This is a genomic window from Sphingopyxis sp. 550B (genome assembly GCF_057401805.1).
On record NZ_CM171610.1, the window covers coordinates 1,904,240 to 1,917,820 of the forward strand.

Sequence of the window (13,581 nt, forward strand, 5' to 3'; positions counted from 1 at the left end):
ACGATGGCGCCGCCGCGCATCGAAAAGATCATCACCGCGCTCGATGTCGGGTCGTGGAAGGTCTGCGCGCTGATCGCGGGACAGACCGCCGACGGCCAGCTGCACGTCCTCGGCACCGGACAGCGCGAGAGTCGCGGCGTCCAGCGCGGCTATGTCGCCGACATGGAGCAGACCGAGCATGTCGTGCGCGAGGCGATCGAGCAGGCCGAGCGCATCGCGGGACTCAACATCGACGATGTGTGGGTATCCTTCTCCGCCGGCTGCCTGATCAGCGACGTCGCGCCGATCGAGAGCGAACTCGGCGGCCACCGCATCGAACAGGAGGATGTCGACGACCTGCTCGCCGCGGGCCGCGCCGGCATCGACCCGGAAGGGCGGATGATCCTGCACGCGCAGCCCGCGCTCTACACGCTCGACGGGCTTGCCGGGGTCAAGAACCCGATCGGGCTTCACGCCGACCGGCTGGGGGTCGACATCCACATCATCATGGCCGACGGCGCGCCGGTGCGGAATCTGGAGGTCGCGGTGCGGCAGGCGCATCTCGACGTCAACGCCGTGGTCGCCGCGCCGATTGCGGCCGGGCTCGCCTGCCTGTCGGACGAGGAACGCGACCTCGGCGTCGCGCTCGTCGAACTCGGCGCGTCGGTGACGACCGTGTCGCTCTATGCCGGGGGGATGCTCGTCGAGATGGCGTCGCTGCCCTTCGGTGCCAGCGACATCACCGACGACATCGCCTCCGCCTTCGGCATCCGCCGCAGCCAGGCGCAGCGGCTCCAGAGCTTCTACGGCTCCGCGTCCGCCAGCCCGCGCGACAATAACGAAGTGATCGAACTCGATCCCGGCGCCCCCGCGGGGGGCGAATCGCCGCGCATCACCCGTGCGCAGCTCGTCGCGGTGATCCGCCAGCGGCTCGACACGATGATGGGGGAGATCGGCCGGACGCTCAAGGACCTGCATTTCGTCGGCCCGGTGGGCCGGCAGGTCGTGCTGGTCGGCGGCGGCGCCGACCTCAAGGGCATCGCCGACTATACCCAGAGCGCGCTCGGCCGCGCCGCGCGCATCGGACGACCGCGCGGCTTGCACGGCTTGCCCGATGCCCACTCGGGACCGGCTTTCGCGACGCTGGCGGGTCTGGTTCTCTATGCCGCGTCGGACCCCGTCGACCTGCGCGACCTGCCGATGATGGCGCAGGATATCTATCGCCCGAAGGGCGCCGGCATCCTCCAGCGGTTGATGGCTGCGCTCAAAAGCAGCTTTTGATCGCAGCGAACGTGAAAGGTTAATTTTTTGGGTGATTCCGGCGTCACAATAGTGCAATGCGGGGACTTAAGTGCGGCCCTGTCTGTGGTAAACCTCGAACATGGCATAGACGGGTCCGCATCCTTGAATCCGGGCGGCGGGACCACCGCCCGTTGGGTCGCATGGTGAGGCTGGCGGCAGGGGTTCGCCGCTGCAGGGAGATTATTTGATGAGCATCGATATTGGCCCGCCGCAGGTCGACGAGCTGAAGCCGCGGATCGCCGTGATCGGCGTCGGCGGCGCAGGGGGCAATGCCATCGCCAACATGATCGCCGCCCACGTCGAGGGGGTCGATTTCATCGTCGCCAACACCGACGCGCAGGCGCTCAACGCCTCGCCGGCCGAACGGCGCATCCAGCTCGGCACCCAGATCACGCAGGGACTGGGCGCGGGCTCGCGGCCCGAGGTCGGCCGCGCGGCGGCAGAGGAAAGCATCAGCCAGGTCGAAGAGGCGCTGAACGGCGCGCACATGTGCTTCGTCGCGGCGGGCATGGGCGGCGGCACCGGCACCGGCGCGGCGCCGGTGATCGCGAAGGCGGCGCGCGACCGCGGCATCCTGACCGTCGGCGTCGTCACCAAACCCTTCACCTTCGAAGGTCAGCGCCGCATGCGGTCGGCAGAGGCGGGCATCGCCGAGCTGCAGGAACATGTCGACACGCTGATCGTCATCCCCAACCAGAATCTCTTCCTAGTCGCGAACCCCAACACGACCTTCAAGGAAGCCTTCTCGATGGCGGACGAGGTGCTGCAGCAGGGCGTGCGCGGCATCACCGACCTGATGGTCATGCCCGGCCTGATCAACCTCGACTTCGCCGACGTGCGCAGCGTGATGCGCGAAATGGGCAAGGCGATGATGGGCACCGGTGAGGCCGAAGGCGACGGTCGCGCGCTGGAGGCGGCGCAGAAGGCGATCGCCAACCCGCTGCTCGACGGCGTGTCGATGGCGGGCGCGAAGGGCGTGATCGTGTCGATCGTCGGCGGCGAGGACATGCGCCTGATGGAAGTCGACGAGGCCGCGAACCACATCCGCGAGCTGGTCGATCCCGACGCCAACATCATCTGGGGCAGCGCCTTCAACGAAGCGCTCGAAGGCAAGATCCGCGTGTCGGTCGTCGCGACCGGCATCGACGGGACCGGCGACAGTGCGGCGGCGCCCGCGCCCGCGGCGCGCAGCTTCTCCTTCCAGCCGGGCCGCGCCGCGGCGCCGGCGCCGGTGGCGGAGGAAGCGATCGAGCCGCTGGTCGAGGAACGCCCCGTCGAGGAAACACCCGCTGCCGAACCGGCGGTCGAGGCCGACAGCGATCCGCAGCCCGGCTTTTCGATCAGCGATGCTCCGGCGGCCGAAACCGCGCCGGCCCCCGCGCCCGCGCCGGCCGAGGAAGAGCCGATGGAGCTTTCGCAGGTTGCCGCGACCTATGACGACACCACCGGCGAACTGGTGCTCGGCGAACCCGCCGCGGCGCCCGAGGCGGAGTATCGGCCCGCTCCGGCGGCGCCCGCACCCGACGCCGCACCGGCGGGCGAAAGCCCGGCGCGTCCGATCGGCGGCGGAACGCTGTTCGAGCGCATGTCGCGCCTGTCGCGCGGCGTGGCATCGTCCGATGCCGATGCCGCGAAGAAGGAGGACGGGGTCGATATCCCGCGCTTCCTGGGGCGGCAGAATAACCAGTAACGGGGTTTATCGAGCGGCCGCTGCGACGGGCAGGGGCGGACCGTAGATCGGGATGACTTTGCCCATGTGGCGATCGAAATTGACGGCTGGAGCACCTTCCGGGTCGGGACGTGCACGCCGCCGCGCCACGGCTTTCGCCACGCTGCTGCTGTTGGGAACGGCGGCGGCGGGGCCGGCCATGGCGTTGCAGGCGAGCCAGCCCGACGCGGCGACCAAAGCGGCGATGGAGAAGCGGACCGCGGCGCGCACCCTTCTGTCGTCGGCGATCCCCCGCATCGCGGCGAACGGGTCCGATCCCGGCGCGCTGCTCGATGCCGGCCGCGCCTCGATCGATCTCGAGGATTATCGCGCCGCGCTCGGCTTTCTCGTCCGCGCGGAAAAGGCGAATCCGCGCGACGGGGCGGTGAAGGCGGCGCTCGGATCGACGATGGTCCGCATGGAGAATCCGACCCGCGCGCTCGACTATTTCGGGGAGGCGCAGTTGCTGGGCGCGCCCGAACGCCTGTTCCTCGCCGACCGCGGGCTCGCGCGCGACCTGCTCGGGCAGCAGGACGCGGCGCAGCGCGACTATCAACTCGCGCTGTCGCTCGGCCCGAATGAAGAGGTCACGCGCCGCTATGCGCTGTCGCTGGGGATCAGCGGCGATCCCGACCGGGCGGTGGAGATGCTGACCCCGCAGCTGCGCGCGCAGGACCGCGGCGCCTGGCGGGTCCGCGCGATGATCCTCGCGATGAACGGCCGCGACAAGGAAGCGACCGACATCGTCAACGCGACGATGCCGCCACAACTCGCGCAAAACATCCTCCCCTACCTAACCCAACTCGACCGGCTCAACCCGGCGCAGCAGGCGGCGGCGGCGCATTTCGGCCGCTTCCCTTCGGGCGAACTCGGTCCGCGTCGCAAGCCGGTGCAGATGGCGGCGGCGACCCCCGCGCCGACGCCTGCGCCCGTTTCGGCGCCTGTCGATGCGCGGCGCCCGGCCAGCGGCCAGCGGCCCGAGCGCGGGCGTGCCAGTGCTGCCGCCCCTTCGCCCGCGCGGCGGGTTCCGGCGCTCGCCACGACGTCTCCCGACACCCGGCCGCAGCCGCGAGCCACGCCGCCGGCTACCTCCGCGGCATCGACCCCGACCCCAGCGGAACGCAAGCCCGTGCTCTCGCCCACCCAGCAGGCCCCGTCGCCCGCTCCCGTGCAGTCCGTTCCGCCGTCCACGAACAGCACGGCGCCGATCGGCGTCGCGGTCAACCATGCGTCGGGGCCGGTCGGTCCGGGCTTCTCGGTCGGTGGCAGCGGTGCGCCGTCGCCGGGCGCCGCCGTTCCGCCTTCGCCATCTGCCGCGCCGGCCATCGCCGCCGCGCCGCCGCCCGATCCCGCCGCGGCCGTGGCGAAGCCGACCGCCGCGGCGCCGCTCGCATCGCTTGCCGCCATCATCGGTTCGATCGAGATTCCGCCCGAGGAACTGACGCGGCCCGACAATGCGATCGGTGCCGACACGCTCGCGATGCTCCAGGCGGAGAAACGCAAGGCCGAGGCCGCCGAGGCCGCGAAGCGCGAAAAGGAAGAGGCGGCCGCCAAGGCAAAGGCCGAAGCCGACGCCAAGGCGAAGGAGGAAGCGGCGAAGAAAAAGGCGAACCCCGCACGCCTGTGGGTCCAGATCGCCACCGGCGCCAACGAAAAGGCGCTGGCCTTCGACTACAACCGTTTCGCGAAGAAGAACGCCGATCTCTTCAAGGGCAAGGCGGGCGCCACCGCCGAATGGGGCCGGACGCGCCGCCTGCTCGTCGGCCCCTTCGCCAGCAAGAAGGCGGCGCAGGACTGGCTCGCCGACTACAAGAAGGCGGGCGGCGACGGCTTCCTGTTCAACAGCGAGGCGGGCGAGACCGTCGATCCCGTGAAATGACGCTCGCGATGTGCGCGAGCGACCCCGCGCGCACGCGCGGCCGCCTCCACGCGGAGCCGGGGCACGGCGTGCGCGGCCCGCGCGACGCCTTTCAGCGCGACCGCGACCGCGTCATCCACTCGATCGCCTTCCGCCGCCTGCGCCACAAGACGCAGGTGTTCGTCGCCCCCGACGGCGACCATTATCGCGTCCGCCTGACCCACAGCATAGAGGTGGCGCAGATCGGTCGCGGCATCGCGCGCGCGCTCGGCCTCAACGAGGATCTGACCGAGGCGCTGTGCCTCGCGCACGATATCGGACATCCGCCTTTCGGCCATGCGGGGGAGGCCGCGCTGAAGGATGCGATGCAGGCGCATGGCGGGTTCGACCACAACGGCCACACGCTGCGTACGCTGGCGCGGATCGAATGTCCCTATCCGCGCTTCGACGGGCTCAACCTGACGTGGGAAACGCTTGAGGGACTGGCCAAGCACAACGGCCCGGTGCGCCATCCGGGATGGGCGCTGGCACAGATCGATGCCGAATTCCCGCTCGACCTGTCCAGCCATGCCAGCCTTGAGGCGCAGGTCGCCGCGGTGGCCGACGACATCGCCTATGACAATCACGACATCGACGACGGGCTGCGCGCCGGGCTGCTGACGCTCGACCAGTTGATGGCGCAGCCCTTCGTGGCCGCCAATTACCGCGCGGTCGAGAAGCGCTTTCCCGGCGCGCCGCGCGACCGGCTGCTGCGTGAGCTGGTGCGCGACCAGATCGGGGTGATGGTCAACGACGTGATCGCCGCGACCGGGGCCAATGTCGCTGCCTCCGGTGTCGCGAGCGTCGCCGAGGTCCGCGCCGCGGGCCGGACCCTCGGCGATTTCTCGGACGAGCTGGCGCGGCAGGAACGCGACCTCAAGCGCTTCATGTATGCGAACCTCTACCATCATCCCTCGCAACTCGCGGCGGCAGCGGGAGCGAAGGAGGTCGTGTCGCGGCTGTTCGAAGCCTATGTCGCCGATCCGCGCCTGATGGGGGAGGATTGGGGATCGCGCCTGCCCGAAGGCGACGGTGCGACGGTGCGTCATATCGGTGACTATATCGCCGGGATGACCGACCGCTTCGCCATCGACCGCTTTGCGGAGATTTTCGGCCGGAACGCGGTGCCCGAGGCGCTGGCGCACGCCTGACCGGCGCGGCGTTGGAATGAGATCCGCGCAGAGGCGCGGAGCGCGCAGAGTTCTGGCGCATGCGAAGGCGCGGAAAGAGGAGAGAGCGCGCAAACGCATCTTCCGGTTTCTCATCCTCGCTCGGTACCACTCCCATGTCATTCCCGCAAAAGCGGGAATCCAGCGAAAAGAATAATCGGCGCGGCAGCGCTGGATCGCCAGCGTCGCAACTGGATTCCCGCTTTTGCGGGAACGACATGGGGAGGGGGAGGGCGCAAAATCTCTCCACGCCTCCGCGCCTCCGCGTGAATCCTCTTCCACCTCATCTCTGCGGCCTCTGCGCCTCTGCGCGAAACATACACCCGCCGCATTGCCAACCGCGCCCGCGCCGCTAAGCTTCGGCCATGGCATCCCCTGACATCTTGCTGATCGGTGCGACCGGTCTCGTCGGACGTGGGGTTGTCGCGGCGATGGACGACCGCCCGCTGACCATCCTCGCGCGGCGCGCGGTCGGTGGGGCGCCGGATGGGCACACGCTCGTCGCGCCGCCGGAACGCTGGGCCGATATCATCGCCGCCGAACGGCCGGCGACCCTGATCTGCTGCCTCGGCACGACGATCCGGCAGGCGGGATCGCAGACGGCGTTTCGCGCGGTCGATCACGACTTGGTGCTCGCCGCCGCCCGCGGTGCGCGGCTGGGCGGCGCCCGCCAGATGATCGTCGTCAGCTCGGTCGGCGCCTCGGCGAAGAGTCGCAATTTCTACCTGCGCACCAAGGGCGAGATGGAGGCGGGCTTGCGCGCGCTCGATTTCGCGCGTCTCGATATTCTTCGCCCCGGCCTGCTGACGGGCACACGCGAAGGGGCGCCACGGCTCGGCGAGGGGATCGCTATGATGGCCGCGCCTTTCACCAACGCGCTGCTCCATGGCACGCTGCGCCGCTATCGCTCGATCCCGGCAGCGACTGTCGCGCGGGCGATCGTGCGGCTCGCGGGGCAGGAGGATTCCGGCGTGCATGTCCATGAAAACGACGCGATCCGAGCTTTGATCTGACGCGCTTCTCTTCTTCGTCACCCCTTTTCGAACAAGCCGTTCCCCGGCGAAAGCCGGGGTCCACGCGGGGCCGCGCAACCTCATCTGACCCCGGCTTCGACAGGGGCACGAGCCTTGCTTGCCGGGAAGGGCATAGGCAATCATCCCCTTCCGACAGGTGAGCGTTCCCCGGCGAAAGCCGGGGTCCAGCTACATGCGCCTGCCTCGCATGGACCCCGGCTTTCGCCGGGGATCACCAGCGTCCCTGTCTCAGAGGTATAAACGCCAAGGGCATATGGGCCGATTCGATCCGGGGTGACGAGGGTACGGAATCATGCGTCGTTCTTCGATTGACTCCGCGCGGGCGCGCAGCCAAGGCTCGCGCGTCTGTCGGCTCCCCGCAGGGGATTCGACCGGCCGCGCGGGAGAGCGCGGGGCAGGCGACTGCACCGCCACCGAAGGAGCAACCGCCCCGGAAACTCTCAGGTCAAGGGACCGCGCAGCCGGACTGGACACTCTGGAAAGCGTCGTGGCTCGCGCCCGACCACCGAAGGGGTAACTCCATGATCGCATGGAGGAAAACTCTCAGGTTCCCGTGACAGAGGGGGCATGGCGGAAACCGCGGCACCGGGCCGTGCGTTCGCCATGTCAACGCGGGAGATTGTTATGACCGACACCGAATTGCCGGCCGAGGAAGCGGTGGAAACCGCGACGCTGCCGCTCGACGCCTGGCACCGCGCGAAGGGTGCGCGTATGGTCGAATTCGCGGGCTACTGGATGCCGATCCAGTATGAAGGCATCATGGCCGAACATCTGTGGACGCGCGAGCACGCCGGCCTGTTCGACGTCAGCCACATGGGCCAGATCAGTCTGGAGGGCGAGGGCGCCATCGCCGCGCTCGAAGCGCTCGTCCCCGGCGACATCGCGGGGCTCAAGCCCGGCCGCATGCGCTATTCGCTGCTGCTGGCGGAGGATGGCGGCATCCTCGACGACCTGATGATCACCAACGAGGGCGACCGGCTGGGCATCGTCGTCAACGGCGCGGTCAAGTGGGACGACATTGCCTATCTGCGCGAGAATCTCCCCGACGCCGTGACGCTCAACCACAACGAGGATTATGGCCTGCTCGCCTTGCAGGGACCAAAGGCCGCGACGGCGCTCGCGCGGCTGGTGCCGGAAGCGACGGAGCTCGTCTTCATGCAGACGGCGCGGGCGACGTGGCAGGGGCACGCGATCGCGCTCAGCCGTTCGGGCTATACCGGCGAAGACGGCTTCGAAATCGCGCTGCCGAACGAGGCGCTTGCGCCCTTCGCCGACGCGCTGTGCGCGATACAGGAAGTGAAGCCGATCGGCCTCGGCGCGCGCGATTCGCTGCGGCTGGAGGCGGGGCTGCCGCTCTATGGTCACGATCTCGATCCGGCGACCGACCCGATCGAGGGCGATCTGGCCTTCGCGATCAGCAAACGCCGCCGCGAGGAGGCCAATTTCCCCGGTGCCGCGCGCATCCTCGGCCATCTGGCCGATGGCGCGCCGCGCAAGCGCGTCGGCCTGACGGTCGATGGAAAGCTGCCGGTGCGCGAAGGCGCGAAGCTGTTCGACGGCAATGTCGAGGTCGGCATCGTGACCTCGGGCGGCTTTGCCCCCAGCGTCGGCGCGCCGATCGCGATGGGCTATGTCCCGACAGGCCTCGCCGAACCCGGTACCGCGCTCGCGGCGGAGGTGCGCGGAAAGCGCGTGCCCGTCGTCGTCGCCGCCACCCCCTTCGTTCCGCATAACTATGTCCGCAAGCAGGGAGCCTGATCGATGCCGCGTTATTTCACCGAGGAACATGAATGGATCGACGTCGACGGCGATGTCGCGACGGTCGGCATCACCGATTTCGCGCAGGGTCAGCTCGGCGATATCGTCTTCGTCGAGGTGCCCGATGCGGGCGCCGAACTGACCAAGGGCGGCGACGCCGCGGTCGTCGAATCGGTGAAGGCGGCAAGCGACGTCTATGCCCCCGTCGACGGCACCGTCACCGAAGGCAATGGCCAGCTCGAGGAGGACCCGGCACTGGTCAATACCGACCCCGAGGGCGAAGGCTGGTTCTTCCGCATGACGCTCGGCGACAAGAGCCAGCTCGACGGGTTGATGGACGCCAAGGAATACAAGACCTTCTGCGATAGTCTTTAGATCGGAATCGCCCCCTCCCGCTTGCGGGAGGGGCAGCGAGACTTGCGAGCTTGCTCGCTAGTCGCAGCGGGGTGGGCCCGAACGATGGGATCACCTCTGCGGCTATGCCCACCCCCAGCCCCTCCTGCTTGCAGGAGGGGGGAGACAGTGAAATGCGTTACCTTCCGCTCACTCCCGACGACCGCAAGGAAATGCTTGCCGCAGTCGGCGCCGCGTCGATCGATGATCTGTTCGCCGACGTACCCGCCGAGGCGCGGCTTTCCGGTCCGATCCCCGGCCTGCCGATGCATGCGAGCGAACTGGCGGTCGAGCGCCATATGGCCGCGCTGTCGCGCCAGAGCCGCGTCGCGGGCGATGGACCCTTCTTCCTCGGTGCCGGCGCCTATCGCCACCACGTCCCGGCAAGCGTCGACCATCTGATCCAGCGCGGCGAGTTCCTGACCGCCTATACGCCCTATCAGCCCGAGATCGCGCAGGGCACGCTGCAGATGCTGTTCGAATTCCAGAGCCAGGTCGCGCGGCTGTTCGGCACCGATGTTGCCAATGCATCGATGTACGACGGCTCGACCGCCTGCTGGGAAGCGATCGTGATGGCGCGGCGGATCACGCGGCGGGGCAAGGCGTTGCTCTCGACCGGCCTGCACCCCCATTACCGCAGCGTCGCGCGCACCATGGCGACCTATACGGGCGACACGCTCGTCGATGGTGACCCGACCCTCGAACCCGGAACCGACTGGGCGGCACTTTCGCGCGCGATCGACAAGGATACGAGCTGCGTCGTCGTCCAATATCCCGATATCCTCGGCCGCATCGACGACATGAGCGCGCTGGCGGAGGCGTGTCAGGCTGCGGGCGCGCTGCTGATCGCCGTCGTGACCGAACCCGTCGCGCTGGGGCTGATCAAGGCGCCGGGCGAGATGGGCGCCGACATCGTCGTCGGCGAGGGGCAGGCGATCGGTGTCGGGCTCCAGTTCGGCGGGCCCTATGTCGGCCTGTTCGCCTGCAAGAGCAAATATGTCCGCCAGATGCCGGGACGCCTGTGCGGCGAGACGGTCGATGCGAACGGCAAGCGCGGCTTCGTGCTGACGCTCTCGACGCGCGAGCAGCATATCCGCCGCGAAAAGGCGACGAGCAATATCTGCACCAATTCCGGTCTTTGCGCGCTGGCGTTCAGCATCCACATGACCCTGCTCGGCGAGGCCGGATTGCGCCGCCTCGCGGCGATCAACCACCAGCGCGCGAAGGCGGCCGCGACCGAACTGGCGAAGGTGCCGGGGGTGTCGCTGCTCAACGCGGCCTTCTTCAACGAATTCACCCTCGTCCTGCCGACCGAGGCGCGGCCCGTGATCCATCGGCTTGCCGAAAAGGGCATCCTCGGCGGCGTGTCGCTCGGCCGCCTCTATCCCGACAATGATGCGCTGGCGAACGGGCTTGCGGTCGCCGTGACCGAAACCGTGACCGAGGACGATATTGCCGCCTTTGCCGCGGCGCTGAAGGAGGTGCTGGCATGACTTTCCCGCTCTCCGTTTGCCCTGAGCTTGTCGAAGGGCCGTCCTTTTTCCTGACCGCCGCAAGAAAAGAGCAGGGCTTCGACAAGCTCAGCCTGAACGGGATTTAAGATCATGGCTTTGAATCAGAGCGGCTGGCGCCCCGAAATGAACGCGGGCGGCGCCGACGACAGCACGACCTTCACCGGCAACCGCGCGCTGATGCTCGAAGAACCGCTGCTGTTCGAAATCGGTTCGACCGAAACGACCGGCGTCGACTTCGACGAAGATACCGGCGCGGCCGACCTCGGCCCGCTCGCGCGTTCGGCGCCGATCGGCCTGCCGGGGCTCAGCGAATCCGAGACGGTGCGCCATTATACGCGCCTGTCGCGCCAGAATTACGCGATCGACCTCGGCCTCTTCCCGCTCGGAAGCTGCACGATGAAGCACAATCCGCGCCTCAATGAAAAGGTCGCGCGGATGCCCGGCTTCGCCGACGTCCACCCGCTCCAGCCGCAGGAAACGGTGCAGGGCGCCTATGCGGTGATCCACGAACTCGCCGAATGGCTGGTGACGCTGACCGGCATGCACGCGGTCGCCATGTCGCCCAAGGCGGGCGCGCACGGCGAACTGTGCGGTGTCCTGTGCATCAAGGCGGCGCTCGCGGCGCGCGGCGAGGACCGGCGCGTGCTGCTCGTCCCCGAAAGCGCGCACGGCACCAATCCTGCCACCGCTGCCTTCGCGGGCTTCACGGTCGAGGATATTCCGGCGAACGCGGAGGGTCGCGTCGATCTGGCGGCGCTCGAGGCGCGGCTGGGGCCCGACGTCGCCGGGGTGATGATCACCAATCCGAACACCTGCGGGCTGTTCGAGCGCGACCTGAAGGCCATTTCCGACGCGGTTCACGCCGCCGGGGGCTATGTCTATTGCGACGGCGCGAATTTCAACGCGATCGTCGGTCGCGTGCGGCCCGGCGACCTGGGGGTCGATGCGATGCACATCAACCTCCACAAGACCTTCTCGACCCCGCACGGCGGCGGCGGGCCGGGGTCGGGGCCGGTGGTGCTGTCGGCGGCGCTGGCGCCCTTCGCCCCGCTGCCCTTCGTGACGAAGGACGGCGACCGCTTTCGCCTGATCGAGGAGGAAAATGCGGGCGAGGCGCATCCCGACAGCTTCGGCCGCATGACCGCCTTCCACGGCCAGATGGGCATGTTTACCCGCGCCCTCGCCTATATCCTCAGCCACGGCGCCGATGGGCTCAAGCAGGTGTCCGAAGATGCGGTGATCAACGCAAACTACGTCCTGCGCAGCCTCGAAGACGTCCTCGAAGCGCCTTTCGCGGCGTCGGGCCCGTGCATGCACGAGGCGCTGTTCAGCGACAAGGGACTGGCCGAAGGCTTCTCGACGCTCGATATCGCCAAGGGGCTGATCGACGAGGGCTATCATCCGATGACGGTCTATTTCCCGCTCGTCGTTCACGGCGCGATGCTGATCGAGCCGACCGAGACCGAGAGCAAGGCGGTGCTCGACCAGTTCATCGGCGCGCTGCGCAGCATTGCGCTGCGCGCGAAGAACGGCGACCCGGCGCTCAAGTCGGCCCCGCATTTCGCCCCGCGCGCCCGGCTCGACGAGACGCTCGCGGCGCGCAAGCCGGTGCTGCGCTGGGAGAGTTGATGGCCGAAGCGGAAGGAAGATCGCGATGAGCTGGGACAGCCTGTTTCTGCTGACCAATTACTGGGCGGTCGCCGGGTGGCTGGTGTTGGCCTTCGCGCCGCGCAGCCCTTGGGTCCTGTCGCTGATCCTCTATGCGGGGGTGGCGCTGCTCTGCCTGCTTTACCTTGTGCTGATCGTCGGGTTCCTGAGCGGCGGCATCGATCCGGGCGGCGCGAGCCGCGGTGATTTTACCTCGCTTGCCGGGGTGATGAAGCTGTTCGATACGCCGGGCGGAGCAACGCTGGGGTGGGTGCATTATCTGGCATTCGACCTGTTCGCCGGGCTGTGGATCGCGCGCGATGCCGACGGCAAGGGCGTCGGCCGCATCGTCCAGTTTCCCTTCCTGCTGCTGACGCTGCTCGCGGGGCCGGTCGGGCTGTTCCTGTGGCTGGTCTGGCGCGAACGCCGCGCGCGGGCCAGGGCGCGGATTCGGTCGAGGTGACGCCGAAACCCTGGCTGTCGGCCGACGGAGGCAGCGGCGAGAAACGCCACGCCCCCGCGACGCTGCGCAACCGCGACGCGATCGCCGCGGTGCTCGCCGACTGGCTGCCCGCAGCGGGCACTGTGCTCGAAATCGCGAGCGGATCGGGCGAGCATGCCGTCCATTTCGCCGCCGCCTTTCCGGCGCTGACATGGCAGCCGAGTGACACCGATTCCGCCGCGCTGACCTCGATCGCCGCGTGGAGCAGGGAGGCGGTGGCCGCGAACATTCTGCCGCCACTGCAACTCGATGCCGCCGCGCCTGATTGGCCGGTCCCTCGCGCTGACGCGATCCTGTGCATCAACATGGTGCATATCAGCCCGTGGGAGGCGACGCTGGGCCTGTTCGCGGGCGCGGCGCGGCTGCTGCCGCCGGGCGCGCCCCTGATCCTCTATGGTCCCTATGTGGAGGCCGACGTGCCGACGGCCGAGAGCAACCGCGCGTTCGATGCCAGCCTTCGCATCCGTAACCCCGCCTGGGGCCTGCGCGACACAGCGGTGGTCGCGGCGGCGGCGGAGCAGGCGGGCTTCAGCCTGGCTGCGCGCCGCGCGATGCCGGCGAACAACCTGATGCTGCTGTTTCGCCGCCGCTGACTCACCCTGTCACATCTGCGCGCTTTTCCCTTGCGCGCGGAGCCGCTAGCCTTGCCCTCGATTGCAAAAAGCAACGCGATTCGAG

At 68.7% G+C, this 13,581-nt stretch carries 11 protein-coding genes and 2 riboswitches; all 11 genes read left to right on the top strand.

Annotation, left to right across the window (positions count from 1 at the left end; all coding sequences use genetic code 11):
- Nucleotides 1–3 precede the first annotated feature (3 nt).
- The 11 genes from ftsA to AC2S9W_RS08925 all read left to right on the top strand — a co-directional run bounded on the left by ftsA (nucleotide 4) and on the right by AC2S9W_RS08925 (nucleotide 13,496).
- A complete protein-coding gene (ftsA, locus tag AC2S9W_RS08875) occupies nucleotides 4–1,260 on the top strand; it encodes a cell division protein FtsA (RefSeq protein WP_067113103.1) in 1,257 nt (418 codons plus the stop codon).
- A 208-nt stretch (nucleotides 1,261–1,468) separates the two neighbouring features.
- Nucleotides 1,469–2,971 carry a cell division protein FtsZ gene (gene ftsZ / locus AC2S9W_RS08880; protein ID WP_486571949.1) on the top strand — a complete coding sequence of 501 codons (1,503 nt, stop codon included), beginning with the start codon at nucleotides 1,469–1,471 and terminating at the stop codon, nucleotides 2,969–2,971.
- Nucleotides 2,972–3,050: 79 nt separating this feature from the next.
- Nucleotides 3,051–4,868, top strand: coding sequence for an SPOR domain-containing protein (locus tag AC2S9W_RS08885; RefSeq protein ID WP_486571950.1), 1,818 nt, complete (start codon nucleotides 3,051–3,053; stop codon nucleotides 4,866–4,868).
- Nucleotides 4,865–6,037: a deoxyguanosinetriphosphate triphosphohydrolase gene (locus AC2S9W_RS08890; RefSeq protein ID WP_486571951.1), complete on the top strand. Its 1,173-nt coding sequence runs from the start codon at nucleotides 4,865–4,867 to the stop codon at nucleotides 6,035–6,037. Before AC2S9W_RS08885 ends, AC2S9W_RS08890 begins: the two co-directional genes overlap by 4 nt.
- A 383-nt stretch (nucleotides 6,038–6,420) precedes the next feature.
- Nucleotides 6,421–7,068: a Rossmann-fold NAD(P)-binding domain-containing protein gene (locus AC2S9W_RS08895; RefSeq protein ID WP_486571952.1), complete on the top strand. Its 648-nt coding sequence runs from the start codon at nucleotides 6,421–6,423 to the stop codon at nucleotides 7,066–7,068.
- Nucleotides 7,069–7,459: 391 nt separating this feature from the next.
- Nucleotides 7,460–7,555: riboswitch (glycine riboswitch) on the top strand.
- A riboswitch (glycine riboswitch) is annotated at nucleotides 7,556–7,659 on the top strand.
- 54 nt (nucleotides 7,660–7,713) lie between these two features.
- The gene (gene gcvT / locus AC2S9W_RS08900) at nucleotides 7,714–8,847 is read left to right on the top strand and encodes a glycine cleavage system aminomethyltransferase GcvT (protein ID WP_486571953.1); all 1,134 of its coding nucleotides are present in this window, start codon (nucleotides 7,714–7,716) and stop codon (nucleotides 8,845–8,847) included.
- 3 nt (nucleotides 8,848–8,850) lie between these two features.
- On the top strand, nucleotides 8,851–9,222 hold the full coding sequence (gene gcvH / locus AC2S9W_RS08905; protein WP_067105834.1) for a glycine cleavage system protein GcvH: 372 nt from the start codon (nucleotides 8,851–8,853) through the stop codon (nucleotides 9,220–9,222).
- Between the two features lie 152 nt (nucleotides 9,223–9,374).
- Entirely contained in the window at nucleotides 9,375–10,733 is a 1,359-nt protein-coding gene (gene gcvPA / locus AC2S9W_RS08910; RefSeq protein ID WP_486571954.1) for an aminomethyl-transferring glycine dehydrogenase subunit GcvPA, read from the top strand.
- 144 nt (nucleotides 10,734–10,877) lie between these two features.
- Nucleotides 10,878–12,383 (top strand): aminomethyl-transferring glycine dehydrogenase subunit GcvPB, encoded by a 1,506-nt coding sequence (gene gcvPB / locus AC2S9W_RS08915; protein WP_486572070.1) that lies wholly within the window; start codon nucleotides 10,878–10,880, stop codon nucleotides 12,381–12,383.
- A 25-nt stretch (nucleotides 12,384–12,408) separates the two neighbouring features.
- Nucleotides 12,409–12,864 (top strand): ABA4-like family protein, encoded by a 456-nt coding sequence (locus AC2S9W_RS08920; RefSeq protein ID WP_486571955.1) that lies wholly within the window; start codon nucleotides 12,409–12,411, stop codon nucleotides 12,862–12,864.
- Complete coding sequence (locus AC2S9W_RS08925; RefSeq protein ID WP_486571956.1) at nucleotides 12,861–13,496, top strand: DUF938 domain-containing protein; 636 nt, start codon at nucleotides 12,861–12,863, stop codon at nucleotides 13,494–13,496. Before AC2S9W_RS08920 ends, AC2S9W_RS08925 begins: the two co-directional genes overlap by 4 nt.
- Nucleotides 13,497–13,581: the final 85 nt, after the last annotated feature.